Origin of the sequence: Psychroflexus montanilacus (assembly GCF_020164535.1) — a bacterium.
In the GTDB taxonomy this organism is placed as follows: Bacteria; Bacteroidota; Bacteroidia; order Flavobacteriales; family Flavobacteriaceae; genus Psychroflexus; species Psychroflexus montanilacus.
On record NZ_JAIQZC010000005.1, the window covers coordinates 83,654 to 99,236 of the forward strand.

The window sequence follows — 15,583 nt, forward strand, 5'->3', positions numbered from 1 at the left end:
TAAGAAAAGTACAGAATGAAGCCTTCTCTTGTTGTTAATAAGTAAAACAACCACACCTATCTCTCCTGTAGCGCTCTTTAGCCCTAAAGTTGATCATAAATGAATGTATGCCTCCATTGTACTGTCCAAAAGTAACAGTAGAGATGTCATAAGCATAACCTGCCATAATCTGATCTGTTATTCTAAGTCCTATAAAAGCGCCAGCCGTTACATTATGTTCATAATTGGCACTCGCAAATAATTTGTCCTTCCAATCCAGGTTAAAAGCTATTAGAGCACTGTATGGAGCACCATCTGCAACCCTGGCAAGCATTGTAGGCTGAAAATAGACTTCACGTTCCAGCTCAAACCTGTAACCTGTGGTCACAAAGTAGTTTGGAGTTGTATTGGCCAGCGTATTTCTAAAATCATCAATAAATTCTGTGGTTAGAAAATTGGGAACAGAAACTCCTACAAAGAAATTTTCTCTATGAAGAAAAACACCTGTACCAAAAATAAAACTGGTTCTGGATAAATCTCCAAAGGGATTTCCAAATTCATTTTGGTCCTCTATAGAAAGTCGGTTATAATCTATAGCATAATTGTTTGCTCCTAGTTTTATACCTGTAGAAAGTAACCAATTTTGAGAAAGTCTTAAATGGTATGCAAGATTTCCTACAACTCTATTCTCTGTACTCGCACCAATACTTTCACTCATTACATCAAAACCTGCTCCCAGGTTTGTGGTTCCAATTCTGTCATGGCCAGTGAGAAGTAAAGTTTCTGGAGCACCTTCAAATCCAACCCACTGCGAAGTGTAGAATCCGGTGGCGCTATATCCATCTGAACTTCCTGCATAAGCAGGATTGTACATCAAAGGTGCATAAACGAAGTTTGATAATTTCACGTCAGTTTGGGCTTCAGCATAAAAACCAAGACCCAAAATTAAAAGGAGTGTTATGTTTTTAAGAAAGTTCATCATCTGTTGTTATTATCAATTTGCACGTAACCTTTCTTAGTGTCATTATTACAAGGTGATCTATATTTCAAAATATAGAAGTAGGTTCCAGTTGGTAAAAAGTTGGTTTGATTTACTGTTCCGCCAACATTAGATGCACCTTTGAAGGCATTATCTGTATTGTTATAACCAGTCGTTTCCCAGACTAACTTTCCGTAACGGTTATATATTTTCATTTCATTCTCTGGAAATAATTCAATATTGATGACATTAAGTTTTTCATTGAGGTTATTACCATTGACGGTGATGTAGTTGTTAACATCTATAATGCCTTCAATAATATTTACTTCTACCCTAAGGGTTTCACTGCTCAGACAGTTAAGATCTTCATCAAAATTCCTGGCGTACAACATGGTGTTTTCAGTGATTAAGTAATCAGCTGGAAGAGCATCATCACCGTCAGGTGTTAGGTACCATTTAATATCCATACCCTGCACGTCTAGATCGCTTACAGTAGGCTGGTCTTCAATACAAAACTCCTGAAAAGGTTCACCCGTTGGAGGATCAATTTCATTTACAAAATCTTGCTCTATTTCAATTTCTAAGAACTCCAGACATCCATTGTCATCCATGACTTCTATTTCATAAAGGCCTGGTTCTAATCCTTCAAATAAGAATGTAGAGTTTCCAGGGCCAAAATTGGAAGTGTAAGGTGGGGTTCCTCCTTCTACAAAGAGGGTTATAGTACCATCATCAATTCCAAAACAATTAGCTTGTGTGGTTTGGAAACTCACCTCAAGTAGAGGAGGTTCTTCAATATTTACTTCAAGATTAACACTACAATTACTCGCGTCTGTTACTACGAGAGAATACACGCCTGGAATAAGATTATTGAGACTTACCTCAGAACTTGTAAATCCGTCTGGGCCACTCCACTGGTAATCATATGAACCATTAGCAAATAACCGACCGCCTTCAACTTCCACGTCTATAAACCCATCAGCAGCATCAAAACAGCTTATGTTTTCGAAATTGTGGTTTATTTCCAACTCGTTTACGCCTTCAATTTCAACACTTACAACTTCCTTACAATTAAATCTATCTGTTATTTCTGCTGAATATACTCCTGGTTCAAGATTCGTTAAAGTCTCACCAGTTTGACCATTATCCCACACTACAGTATACGGTGCAGTTCCTCCTTCAATTTCCAGAGCTATACTTCCATCTTCATTGAAGGCGCAAGTTTCATCTTCAGAATCTACTGTAATCTCAATAGGATCTGGCATTATTAATTCAACAGTTTCAGAAGCGATACAACTCAAGTTATCATACACATCAACCGTGTAGACCCCGGGTCCAACACCTGTTAAGTTCTTTTCTGTAGAAATGACGTCATCTACTTCATTTTTCCATTCGTATTGATATGTAAACTCATTTGGACCTGTTTGCAGAGGTGTCCCACCTTGTACGTCAATATTGATGAAACCATTAAATTCGTCAATTAAATTTTGAACGTTTTCGCTTCCAGGGATTACAATATCATCGGTACAAACAATAGCAGACTTATCAAGGATCTCAATTTCAATTGGAGTTGGTTCAGTGACTTCAAAATCTTCAATGACTGTACAGTTATTTTGATCGGTTATAATTACAGTATAGTAACCGGCTCCAATATCTTCCAGGTCCTGTGTTGTGGCCACGAGCATACCATCTTTTAGCCAGGTATATGAATAACTACCGGTTCCACCTGTGACAGAGATGAGGATTCTGCCTGTAAAATCTCCATGACATTGAATATTTAGAACAGCATCCTCTATAACCACAAGTTCTTCTGGCGCTTCAATTTCATAAGTAAACTCATATACACAGCCAAAACCATCAGTAATTTCTAAATTATAGGTTCCCTCTCTTAAGTTGAAGATATCTTCCTGATTGGAACTGTATCCGTCAGGACCAGACCAATTAAACAAATATGGTTGATTAACAGATCTTGGAATTCCACCTTCTGGACTTATTTGAATGCTACCATCGTTAGCATCTGAGCAGCTTGTTTGATTTCCATTGAAATCTGAAATCACTGCATTGTCGATGATTTCAGAAGGAACTGTGATGGTGAATTCAATTGTGCTTTGACCACAAGGATCTCCACCAAAGGTACTTTGTGAAGTAGCTGTTATCACCGCTGTCTGGGTTTCTCCAGTTGTGTTTGTCGCTGTAAATGTAGGTAAGTTTCCAGATCCACTTGCTGCTAAACCAATCTCAGTATTTGAGTTTGTCCATTCGTAAGTTGTAATCATTGTAGGGTTGGTAGTTGTAAAATTTATTCCTCCTACCTCATCACCTTTACAAACTTCCAAATCTTCAACAGGATTTAATTCCGCGAAAGGTACAACCGACATTGTCGCCGGATCCGATACGATTGGTCCACAACTTGAATTGTCAAAACTAACAACCACATAGTAATACTGTTCTCCAGTAACATTTGTAGGAGGTGAAAATGTTGATTGGTTTTCTCCTGCTATTGCTGTTCCGCCCACGTTGCTGTCTTCATCATTTTCAAACCATTGATAGGTTGGATTTCCTAAGCTAAAATTTATATTTACAGACAGAAGGTTTGGTACTGCATCAAGGCAAAGTTCTTCAGATTGAGGATGCTGATTAATTAGTGGTTGAGGTTCTATTGTTATCCTGGCACTTTCACTAATGGTTTCACATCCAGGAGCATTTTGAGAAACAATTACATAATAGTACAGTGTGCCTAATTCGTCAGTAGGTGGAGTAAAGTTAGAATTGATCTCATTTGCAATTGCTGTACCTGTCGAAGTATCATTTGTATCATTCACATACCATTGGTAATCCAATTGACCAATCCCACCAGATACTTCAACATTTAATTCGTCTGGGGTTGCACCTAGACATAAATCCTGATTATTTAGCTGTTGTGCATCTATACTTGGATCTTCCAAAACTTCAACTTCAGAGACCTGACTGATAACGTCTCCGCACTCATCCCCTTCAGGACTTATTTCTACATAGAAATAATAAGTACCTGGAGTATCAAAAGGAGGTGGAAGGTAAGTTGAATCTGTGGCACCAGGAATTGCTGTACCTCCGGCATTGGTTGGTGTTGTATTCCTAAACCATTGGTATGTAGTAGAAGTAGATTCCCCACTCTCTAAACCGACACCCAATGGTGAGATTTGACCACCTTCACAAATGGTTTGCAAAGCTTCAGGTTGTTCTTCAATTAGTCCAGAACTCTCTACTATGACCTGGACCGTAAAAGGATCTCCCGTACAATTTCCAGATTGAGGAGTTACAGTATAGGTCAATGTCGCAATATTCTCCGTTATGTTAGTTACATTCTGGCTTATTTCTGTTTGTGGACTTGTTTCAGCAGAACCGCCTGTAATTGCTCCAGCTGGTTGACTCACTGGCTCCGTCCAGGTATAAGTTGTATTTGTAGGAACTATATTACTTCCAACATCACTTGGTATTACCGAGAAGGTTCCACCTGTACAGATGTTCTCTGTAATATTTTCAATAATTGGTCTGGGTTCAACAACGACTTCAATAAAAAAGGAGTCTCCGGAACATGCTCCACTTTCTGGAAAGACTTCATAGGTAACAGTCACATTTTCACTGCTATTGCTGATTAATGTTTGTTGTATTTCAGATTGAGGAAGTGAAGTTTCAGTAGCTCCAGTAATCGTTCCCGGTTGAGAAACTGTTGGTAATCCCCAAGTATATCTAGTCCCCGCAGGAACTCTATTTGGAGCTACATCATCTGGATCTATAGTAAAACTCTCTCCACTACATAAGTTTAAACCTGTGTCTTCAATAAATGGTTTTGGCTCAACGTCTACAGTTATTGTAAATGGTTCACCATCGCATCCTTTTACGCTTGGAGTAACAGTATATATTACTGTTGCAGCTTCGCTAGTTATATTTTCGAGTAGCTGATCTATAGAATTTGAAGGTGTAGCTTCTGCTGTTGCACCTGTTACCGAACCTGCTGGATCTATTGAAGGTTCATCCCAAGTATAAGAAGTTCCTCCAGGAATCTGATTCCCTATAAAATCCGGGTCCGGTACGATTGAAAAAGACCCCTCACTACAAACTTCAAGGGCAATGTTTTGTATGACGGGCTCCTCAGCAAAATTTACTGTAATTGTAAAAGGTGGTCCTTCACAACCATCAAAAATTGGAGTCACCGTGTAAATTAAACTTGCAGCATTAGTCGTAAGATTTTCTATGGGTTGAGAGATACTGGTCTGAGGTACTGGCTGTCCGGAGCCTCCTACAACAGCACCAGGCGGGTCACTCACTGGATTATTCCAGATATATGTGGTGCCAGCTGGAACGAAGTTTCCTCCAGTTGAATCTGGAATGACTTCAAAATCATCTCCATTACATAAGTCAACACTGATGTTTTGAACTAGAGGTGCCGGATTGACCGTAATTGTGAATGTTTCAGGAATACCTTCGCAGTTTGTTGATCCAGAAGTCACAATTGGAGTGACAGTTACTGTAGCTACAATTGGATCTTCTGTTAAATTCTCTGTTGTAAAACTTGGTAAATTTCCAGTTCCAGCCGTAGGTGTTAACCCAATGTTGGTGTCGATTTCCCATTCAAAATTTGTTGTACTAGACGTGTTTGGCGAACTGAAGATAATTTCAGAAGTTGTATCTGTGCTACAAAATTCTAGATTTGGAAGAGGGTCAACCTCCCCCAGAGGAAGTATTTCTAATTCGATCGAATCTGAAGCCTCCGAGCATGATCCCGGAGGATCATCTGTTGTGATGGTGAGCGTCAAAGTTCCTGTAAACCCAGGAGGCGGGGTGAACTCAGCATTAGGATCTGTTGGATCTGAAAAAGTACCTCCATCAGAAGAAGTCCAGGTTATGCTGGATGCTGCAGCTCCAAAATCACCATCAAGTGCTATAGTGCTGTCTACACAAATAGGGTCATAATTACCAGCATCTACCTCCGGACCAGCGATAACTGCAACAGTATGTTCATCCAGCGCTTCAGAACATAAAGTCCCTGAATTATCTGAAGATAGTCTAAACGTTATGTTTCCTACGTAGCCAAGCGGTGGAGTGTAAATAGGATCAAGTGCACTTGCATCAGGCGTGAAAGTTCCTCCGGCAACGCTAGCTGTCCAGCTGCCAATTCCTGTGCCTCCAGATACAATACCATTTAATTGAATACTGTCATCAACACAAACCTCTGTTGGTCCGTTTGCTTCAACATTTACTGGTGGTAACACTTCTATATTTCCATTGTAAGTGTTTGATCCACATTCATTTGTTACCGTTAATTCATAAGTATAATTCCCAGGGGTGTTGTAAGAAATTAATGGATTAGGATCATTAGAACTGGATATAGAAGCAGGGGGCGAGGCTCCAAAATCCCACGAATACGTGGTTCCGATAGAAGTATAACAATCGTAAACAACAGGGTCTATTGTGAAAGGTTCACCTTCACAAGCAATAAGGTCTTCCAGCTCAACTTTGGGTTTATCTTTAATAGTGACAATTTCTTCGTAAACATCATCTCTACACTCTTCACCTGGTAAAATGTCCTGAACAAATACTTCTAAACGAATGGTGTAAATTCCAGGTGCATTGAATTCAAATTCAGGCTCAAAATCATCAGGTCCTGTTCCATTAGCAAAGTTCCAACTTGGAGCGTCTGGAGGACAATCTGGATTTGTAGCTGTTACGGTCCATTCGTATTTGGGTTCTATATCACAGCCTTCAGCCTGGGATGTGTTTTCTGTAGAGACAATTAAGTTGTCCTCAAAACAAGCCTCATTTTCATTAATTGTAAACTCAGATATGACTTCCGGGATGATACAAATTTCCTGAGTAATTCTACTTTCTCCGCAGTTGTTTCTTGTAACAAGTGTGATGTTATAATATCCAGGTGTATCAAAAATAACTCCCAGTATTTCACTACCATCATCCCAGGAAAACCAATCAGTTCCGTTTCCAGCATCGCTGCCAAGCTGTCCTCCAGCAATTGTTGTTCCAGCTGTTGGGGTAACCTCCCAATACCTTCCATAATCATCATTACATCCGCTAGAAGCTGTATTGGTACCCCCAAAAGAAATATCTGTAAAATTAACAAGGGAGTTCACACAGGCAATTTCAGCAGGTAATATAAAGTCCGCCTCTGTTGGCTCAGAAACACGAATGGGTCCTGTGGAAACGAAATTACCATCGGTACTACATGGATTGGCAGATGTTGCTGTGATTGAGTAAGAGTTGGCGAAAGGTGTTCCATTTACAGTGGAATTTACTCCACAAGATGTATCTAAAAAAGTATGAGTAAAGGTCTCTGAAATAGAACCTCCTATAGGATAGTCTGATGATTCAAGAATGATAGCTGGCGAACCATCATTTATTAAAATAGTATATGTGGTTCCTGGAGTATTGTTGGCTACAGAAATTGTATACTCGTATTCGTTTGGTAGACAATTTTCATTACCTGTTAATTGAACATTAATAACAGGTGGTTGCGTACCTACAAATACCCTGAATTCACTAGTGCCAGTAGTGCCATCTGGAAATGTAACTGTGTAAGAAAGTGTGTATAAACCTGAAGTGTAGGTGTGAGATTCTACTGTAGTACTAGTGTCACCATCTCCCCAGTCAATCAAAAATGTGGTCCCTGCTGGGTATGTTCCAATATCTGGATCAACAAAATTGAATACTCCATTATTAGACAAATCACCAGTACATCTTAAAAAAGTTTTGAAACCATTTTGATCTTCAACACCATACCCCCCTGCACCTCCAAGAGGATTTGTGATGTCTAAGTCTGGTGGTAAAAAAGCGTTGGACTCCTGATCTGTTAAAATCTCAAAAAAGGAATTGACCTTTTGTTTTTTAACAGAAGGTTTTTGATTTTGCTGCAATTCGGTATTCGCAAAAGCAATGTCGTGTTCTGTTTCGTAATTGTTATCGAATGTTATAAAAACAGCTAATCCAATCACTAGTGAACATCCAATAAAAAATGAAGAGAGTAGTTTTGTTTTCATTAGCTGTAGTTTTCTTAAATTATCTACGGGAATGAATCCTTAAGGTTCGCTTAAAAATTAATTTTCCATTTGTAGAACTTTAACTACAATGTTAATGACAATAATTCACATGTGAAAGCAATAATTAATAAATATTGAGGATTTTTTTGATTTAATAAGTGATTTCAATCATAAATAACTGATTATCATGAACTTATGATTTTAACAAAAAGAGAGTTAAATTTTCAATAACGCAATAATAGTATAAAAAGTACAATTTTAAGCAGTAAAATTGGAAAGTTTAATCGATTTAAGTGGTCTTGGGTGTCTACCAGTCGGTATTTTCAGAAATAATGAATTGGTAAAGATCTGAATTTAAGTTGTTAAAAAAAGTAGATAAAAGGGATCTGCTTTGGTCTAAATCTTTTTTAATGACCTCATCTTTTATCAAATTAACATCTGATATCTGGCGATATTCTGTGTAGTATTTATAATTAAGGTTAGTAACTTCAAACCTGTATTTATTGTCTCTTAAGGATATTTTTATCTCAAAATTCAAATCGGATGGTAAGTTTTTAACCTTTAAAAACCGTTCAGATTGCGCTGAAATGGAAAATGTGTTTTTACTAAAGCTGCTTTTGTTTAATGTTCTCTCCGTAAAGTAGCTCTCTATCCAGGCCTCGACTTTTTTCTTCAGTGAAGCTTGATTTTTATTTTCAACGTCAATAACAACAGCTTTTGGAAAATCATAAGTATCAAACTTTAGTTTATCTATGTTTTCTTCCTGTCCAAAGATAGATAGAGATACCAAGATCAATAAAAGTGATGTTATGCGTTTATACATGTATAATGCTTTTTAAGAATATTCAAAATTAATCATATATACTTAGAAAGCACTTATAATAAGATTTAAGATGATTATTTAACGCCTGTGAATCGTGTGACGAAACCTTTACCAACATGGAATTCACCTTCAGCTAGTTCTATTTCTAGCTCTTCAGTATATATGTGTGATAAATTCTTAAAGTCGTTTCTTATCATTTCGGAGGTATACAGCATCTCAAAACTTTTTGGACCTCCCGATTTAAAATTGTCTTTTAACTGTTTGGGGTGAAAAGCCTCTAAAACGATTCTTCCACCTGTTTTTAGAGATTCTGTAGCTTTTCTATGGAGATAGTTTCTTAGCTCTGGATTTACATGAGCGTAAATCAATGCTATCAAATCGTATTTTCCTGCTGTAAAATGGAAGTCTTCAATTTTGGCCACATTATAGGATATAGAGACTCCTTTTGTCTGGCACAATTCTTCAGCTTTCATTCTTCCAGCTTCAGAAAAGTCGAAAGCATCTACCTCCCAACCATGTTCTGCGGCAAAACAGGCGTTTCTTCCTTCGCCTTCCAGCGGAAATAATGCTTTACCATGTTCTTTTATTTTTTTTAATTCAGATTTTAAAAATGTGTTTGGCTCCTGACCATAAACAAATCCATTTTGTGCAAATCTTTCATTCCAGAATTCTTTCATAATTAAAAACCCGAAGCTTTTGCTTCGGGTGAATTAAATTTATTTATAATTTTTCATTTGTATTTTAAGATCGTTTTCACCAGAAATCATCTCGAAAGATGTATTTTTTGTTCTCTCAAGTTCGAGTGCATAAACCAAAGCATTGGCTACATCTTCTCTAGGGATTTGTCCCATCTTCTTCAGTTTTTTAGCAATTTCAACTTTTTCTGTGCCTTTTTCATTGGTAAGTCCACCCGGCTGAACAATGGTGTAAACCATTTTAGATTCTCTTAAAAAGTCATCTGCAGCTTTCTTACACTTTAAATACAATTCTAAGCCTTCCACAGAACTTGGGTTGTCCGTCCCCATTGAACTTAACATCACAAATTTTTGTAGTTTATGAGCTTTTGCCAATTCAATAGATCTTATCGCTCCTTTTTGATCTACGGCGATTGTTTTTTCTTCCTCTGCACCGCCACCTGCTCCTGCAGCAAAGATGACTTTATCCATGTTTTTAAACGCATCGGAAAAGTCTTCTTCCAAATCACCTATTCTAGTTTCTATACCTTGATTTTCAAAAAATGGCTTTTGTATGTCCTTTCTTATCATGGCATAAGGTTTAAACTCAGTAGAATCTCTTAATATTTTTGAGATGATTCTACCCGTTGTTCCATTTGCTCCTATTACTAGTATATTTTGCATTAGATTTTGATTTTATGATTTGTTCAAAGTTATTTAAACTTACTTGGCTTTCAATTAAAATGAAACTAAATGATTGCTGTATTAAGTTAAATACTATTAATTATTCATTTTTACTGTAAATATCATCAGTTTTTACTGCTTTTTGCCTGAAGCGATAAATTAGTTTGTGTTTTCTTGTAACGCAAGAATAATTCAAACGTATATATAGTGAAGCAATTGAATCAATCTCAACTGAATTTGTCGTCAATAAAACTTATAGAACAATGTCTAAAGGGGAACAGAAAAGCTCAATTAGAGCTTTACAAAATGTATTGTCACGCCATGTTTTCAATAGCTTTGAGATACGTAAGGGATAAGGATTTAGCTCAAGACATAACTCAGGAAGCTTTCATTAAAGCCTTTACAAACTTGAAGTATTTTGATTTTAATTCCACTTTTGGAGCATGGTTAAAGCAAATTGTCATCAACCAGAGCATTGATATGCTGCGAAAACGAAAATTTGATTTTAATATTGACGAGATCCAAATTCTTAAAGTAGATGATGAAGAAAATTGGGATGTTGATGATGCTATTGATGTAAATGAAATTAAAGATGCCCTTGAAGAATTACCAACAAAATACAGACTTGTGCTAAAGTTATTTCTGATGGAAGGATACGATCACGAAGAAATTTCAGAAATACTAAAAATTTCTGTGAACGCTTCAAGAACTCAGCTTTATAGAGGAAAGAAAATGCTAATAGAGCAACTCAATAAAAGAGGCTTTGAAATGAGGTACAACACCTAATTCGCATCAACCAGAGAATTGATTATTGAGTATAACACACCTAAAAGAACAATAAATTTGAACAGATGAAAGACTTGCGTGACTTCAATTATGATGAAATAATTAAGATGCCTGATGGCCATTTGGAAAGCTTTCAAACAAAGCTGAATAAAAAGACCAGAGCAACATCCGTGGAAGGATGGATTCAAAAATTTGCTGCTATATTGATTATTGGAATTTTGATTTCTACACATTGGATTCAACCTGAAACTTCAGAATCTAATTCCAATCCACTGGCTAATGAAACCATTGAGTTGAATGATGTTTCACCAGAATTAGGAACTCTTGCATCTTTTATTCAGGCTTCGATAAACTATGAATTGGCAACTTTAGACTATGGCAATTATGAAGATGTAGCTTTTTCCTATCTGGACGAACTAGAAAGAATTGAAAACGATTATAAAGAACTTCAAAAAGAATTGAAAACCAGTGGCTTTAATCAACTAATCATAGAAGCCATGATAGAAAATTTACAGTTGAGATTGGAATTGCTTCAAAATTTAAAACTCAAATTAAACGAATTAAAAACATTAAATCATGAAAAGAATACTCAACAACAGTTATAAGCTATTGCTTTTAGTTCTATTAGTTCCATTTTTAGGGTTTGCGCAAAGCAAAAGAGAAAGCATTGAAAGTTTTGATGTTGATAAAAACCCTGAAATCAAATTAGATCTTTCGCATGCTCAAATTATAGTGTCTACCTGGAACAAAAATAAAGTAGAGGTAAAGACCACATTAACGAGTGAGAATCTAAATCAAGAAGAAGTGGATGAAATCTTTGATGCAAATGCAGTCAAAGTTTTAGGAAATAGCAGACGAGTTGAGATTTCCTCAAACCAGGAATCTATGTTAAATGAAAGTAGAGTAATGGTAAAAAGAATTCCACTGCCTCCCTCGCCGCCAAATCCGCCAAGGGTGAAAGGAGCGCCTACACCGTTAAAAGGGAAAGTCTCTACAAATTCTCAAGGTGTACCACCACCGCCTCCTCCAAGCCCACCTCAGGCTCCATTAGAATTTAACTTTGATTATAAAGCTTTCAAGGAAGATGGGAAAGCTTATCTGGAAAAATTTAAGGAACAGATGGAGTCCTCAAACTTTAAAGAGGAAATGGAGGAGTTCAAAGAAGCTATGCTGGAATGGAGTAATGAACTTGCCAGCAATAAATTAAACTTAATTGATAATGCTATTGATACGCTAAATACAATCCAAAAAATATACACCTTTAGAATGGATAGTGTTTTTCCAAATATCAAGGGCAGTGTTACAAAACGGACAAATCAGATACAAAAAGTCATCGAAATTAAAGTTCCAAAATCAGCAACTTTTGAAGTTGATTTGAGACACTCCAAACTCAATGCAGATGTTATGAAAAACCTTTCGGCAAAGCTGAGGTATTCAGACTTTCAGCTTAAAGACCTTCTAGGAGAAAACTCTGAAGTACAAATGAATTATTCTACACTACTGATAGGTTCTGCTAACAAATTGAAATTAAATCTTTTATATTCTAAAAAAGTAGAACTAGTTCAAGTAAATGAGGTCAATGTGAAGTCTAAAATGTCTAATTTTAAAATCAATTACCTTAAAAGTCAAGCTTTAATTGATGGTTCTTATGGCGAATTGGTTATAAATGAAATAGACACCGATTTTTCTTTAGTGGATATTCAATTGGAGAAATCGAGGGCCACTCTTATACTGCCTAAGACCCTTAGTTATAAATTCTACGCTAAATCATCCAATTCGAAATTCAACATGAATTCTGATTTAGATTTCAAAATGTCTAAAAGTTTTGACGACGTGATTTATACCAATTCAACTAAGACAGATAATTCCCAGACCTTATCTTTATCTGCTAATTATAGTACAATTGATTTAGATTAGTTTGATCAATATCAAAATAAAGATATTGAAAACTACAAAAGGCAGTCATATAAGCGCCATTTATGTTACAAGATGCTACCGAAATACTCGATGAACTTTAGTAGATATTAAAAGACCCCACGGTTCCAAAAAATTTAGGGACTGTGGGGTCTTAATTTTTAGATTTAAAATTTATTTAAACTCCAGTCAAAGCATAACTAAACTCAATTTAACGACAAAAATTCTACCTAAACTTTTGACTCCTGTTGTTAACCATAAAAAGGGCATTGACAAAAAACAGTTTACCGTTTTCCCAAAACGAACGGAACATCACATCGTCCACCATATAGATAAGGCTTCCCCGACCTAGTCGCTGTTCGCCAAAAACCAGGGATTTGGCTATTTTTTCTGAAGCTTTTTCTCCAACAAATCCACTTAAGCGTTGTGACGAATCGTCCAGATATCCCACATTATAGCCTTTTTGAAGGTATTGATAGGCTGTAGAACTCGTTTTTAAAGTTGCGTATTCATCACCATATCCAAATCCTAAAGGATGAGTGTTATCGACTTTTATATTGAAGATTGCACCAGTAATATTATCTTTTGTTCGCTCTTTCTCAAGCTCTGCGTAGGGTGTCAAATTCACTTGGGTACTGTCTTTTTCAGTCTTAACTTTTTCCAAACCAAAGCCTTTTTTACCTTCAAAAGTGGAAAGCGCATTGGCTATGGCAATGACTTTCCCACCACCTTTTATCCAATTGGTTAAAGCTTCTAAACCTTTTTTATCAACTATTGAAGAATACCTACCATTAGGAAGCACCAGGACATCGTAGTTTTTTAAATCAATTTTATTAAAGTCGTCTGTGGCAATTGAAATAAGGGGATAGTTTAATTCTTGTTCAAAGAAATACCAGAGGGATCCGTAGCTCAATGATGAGGTTCCTTTTCCTCTTAAGATAGCAATGCGTTGAGGGTGGATTTTCTTAACATCAGGAGATCCAAAATCCGTCCCGGAGTCTGAAAAGCTCGTTTTGGTAGCTTTCAAATCAATCTTAAATTCGTTGGCTGTAGCGACCACTAAAGAATCAAAATCAGCTTGCTTATTATTGGTTTTTGTGATGATCAGGCTTCCTCTGTCGTAGGACTTACCTTCAATTTTAAATGGCTTGTTCGTTGCTCTCACGTCGAGCTCATGCTGTAGTAGTTTGGCTAGAAATTTAGCATCTGTCGTACTTTTCCAGGGAGAAATATAGCCTACGGTTTCTTTTTCAACCTGAAGGGGTTGTGAATGATCTTTCTCGGACTTTGAATTTACTTTTCCACTGACCTTAAACACCTCAACTCCATGAGCTAAAGCCAAGTTCCAGGAGGTAATATCATAAGTGAGAGGGGTTTTTAGTTTTGGGTCTGCTTCAAACAGCACCCTGAGCATTTTTGCTTTGGGTTGATTCGCAGGCAATACTAACGCATGTTCAGCTTCAAAAGAGGTTTTGGCACTGCTGTAGGTATTTTTACCTTTTAGAGACTTGTCTGTCGCATAAGCATAAGTGTATTCATGCCTGTCAAAGAGCTGGCTCAACACCTTCAGCTTTTGTTCATCCCCAGCCAAGACGTAATGATCAAAGTCAGGCGAGTGATTAAAGTAAGTTTTAAATTCTGAATTTAATTCAGTAGCAAATTCAGAAGAAATCTCAACTGTTGAGAGTCCGCTTATGTTGTGATGTTGTACTCGGTCGACCAAAGTGAGCTCGTAGTCTTCGTCGGTATTGATGCCGAGGCCTGCTTGGCCATTTCCTGCTTGTTCGTAAGTCATCCCAATAGCGCCATTGTAGGTGGGGTAGGTGTCACCGTAGCTTGGGTAAAACAAGTCGAATCGCTCTCTAGTGAAGTAAGACCAGGCATTTTCGTCAAAAGCCTTGGCGTTGTTTTTTCCGATTTTGGTTTGAAATTCTTTTTGAAAATCAGTAATAACTTCATGAAACGGTTCGGCTGCTGGCGCGAAATAGTATGGTGAATTAATGCCCTGCTCATGAAAATCGACGTGGACGTGGGGCATCCATTGGTTGTAGAGTTTTAGCCGCTGTTGAGTTTCTACCTGTGTAGCCCACATCCAGTCGCGATTCAGGTCAAAAAGATAGTGATTTGGTCGCCCACCAGGCCAGGGTTCATTGTGTTCAACAGCATCCTGATATGGCGAATAAGGTGTCGCTTTAACTTGGTTGTACCAGTTAACATAACGATCGCGACCGTCAGGATTTACACTAGGGTCGATGATGACGATGGTGTTTTGAAGTGTTTCTTCGTGTTTGGTCACCAGTTCATAAGCCGTAACCATCGCAGCTTCTGTACTGGAAGCTTCATTACCATGGACATTATAGCTCAACCACACTACGGCAATATTTGAGGTCGCATCACCTTCAATAAGTCCTGCTTGTTTTAAATGATTGGTTCTAATCTCTTCAATCTTACTCAAATTTTCTTCGGAAGACACCACTGCATAGCTTAATGTTCTACGTTCGTTGGTTTTTCCGTAGGAGGAAAAACTAAGTTTCGGGCTGTTATCTGCGAGGTGATTGAAATAGTCTAAAACCTGGTGATGCCTGGTGAATTCTGTTCCAATTTTATATCCCAAAAATTCCTCTGGGGATTGAAGCGAAGTTTGAGCATGGAAATAGCCCAAAAAGCAAAAAATAAGAACAAACGTAAAATTGAATTTCATGTGATAAGAGTTTGG

General features: G+C 37.3%; 9 protein-coding genes. 3 read left to right on the plus strand and 6 right to left on the minus strand.

The window, feature by feature from the left end; translation table 11 throughout:
- Positions 1-34: 34 nt before the first annotated feature.
- The 5 genes from LB454_RS13170 to LB454_RS13190 form a co-directional block, all read right to left on the minus strand.
- Entirely contained in the window at positions 35-961 is a 927-nt protein-coding gene (locus LB454_RS13170; RefSeq protein ID WP_224465147.1) for a PorP/SprF family type IX secretion system membrane protein, read from the minus strand.
- On the minus strand, positions 958-7,986 hold the full coding sequence (locus tag LB454_RS13175) for a PKD-like domain-containing protein (protein WP_224465148.1): 7,029 nt from the start codon (positions 7,984-7,986) through the stop codon (positions 958-960). Before LB454_RS13175 ends, LB454_RS13170 begins: the two co-directional genes overlap by 4 nt.
- A 307-nt stretch (positions 7,987-8,293) precedes the next feature.
- Positions 8,294-8,809 carry a DUF4468 domain-containing protein gene (locus tag LB454_RS13180; protein ID WP_224465149.1) on the minus strand — a complete coding sequence of 172 codons (516 nt, stop codon included), beginning with the start codon at positions 8,807-8,809 and terminating at the stop codon, positions 8,294-8,296.
- Positions 8,810-8,883: 74 nt separating this feature from the next.
- Positions 8,884-9,486 (minus strand): class I SAM-dependent methyltransferase, encoded by a 603-nt coding sequence (locus LB454_RS13185; protein WP_224465150.1) that lies wholly within the window; start codon positions 9,484-9,486, stop codon positions 8,884-8,886.
- Positions 9,487-9,525: 39 nt separating this feature from the next.
- Positions 9,526-10,167: an SDR family oxidoreductase gene (locus tag LB454_RS13190; protein WP_224465151.1), complete on the minus strand. Its 642-nt coding sequence runs from the start codon at positions 10,165-10,167 to the stop codon at positions 9,526-9,528.
- A gap of 207 nt (positions 10,168-10,374) precedes the next feature.
- Between LB454_RS13190 and LB454_RS13195 the strand changes: the two genes are divergently transcribed.
- The 3 genes from LB454_RS13195 to LB454_RS13205 all read left to right on the plus strand — a co-directional run bounded on the left by LB454_RS13195 (position 10,375) and on the right by LB454_RS13205 (position 12,870).
- Positions 10,375-10,953, plus strand: coding sequence for an RNA polymerase sigma factor (locus LB454_RS13195; RefSeq protein WP_322962879.1), 579 nt, complete (start codon positions 10,375-10,377; stop codon positions 10,951-10,953).
- 65 nt (positions 10,954-11,018) lie between these two features.
- A complete protein-coding gene (locus LB454_RS13200; protein ID WP_224465152.1) occupies positions 11,019-11,558 on the plus strand; it encodes a hypothetical protein in 540 nt (179 codons plus the stop codon).
- Positions 11,530-12,870 (plus strand): hypothetical protein, encoded by a 1,341-nt coding sequence (locus tag LB454_RS13205; RefSeq protein ID WP_224465153.1) that lies wholly within the window; start codon positions 11,530-11,532, stop codon positions 12,868-12,870. Before LB454_RS13200 ends, LB454_RS13205 begins: the two co-directional genes overlap by 29 nt.
- Before the next feature lie 223 nt (positions 12,871-13,093).
- Here LB454_RS13205 and LB454_RS13210 read toward each other — a convergent pair whose 3' ends face one another.
- Complete coding sequence (locus LB454_RS13210) at positions 13,094-15,568, minus strand: M14 family metallopeptidase (protein WP_224465154.1); 2,475 nt, start codon at positions 15,566-15,568, stop codon at positions 13,094-13,096.
- Between the last annotated feature and the right edge of the window lie 15 nt (positions 15,569-15,583).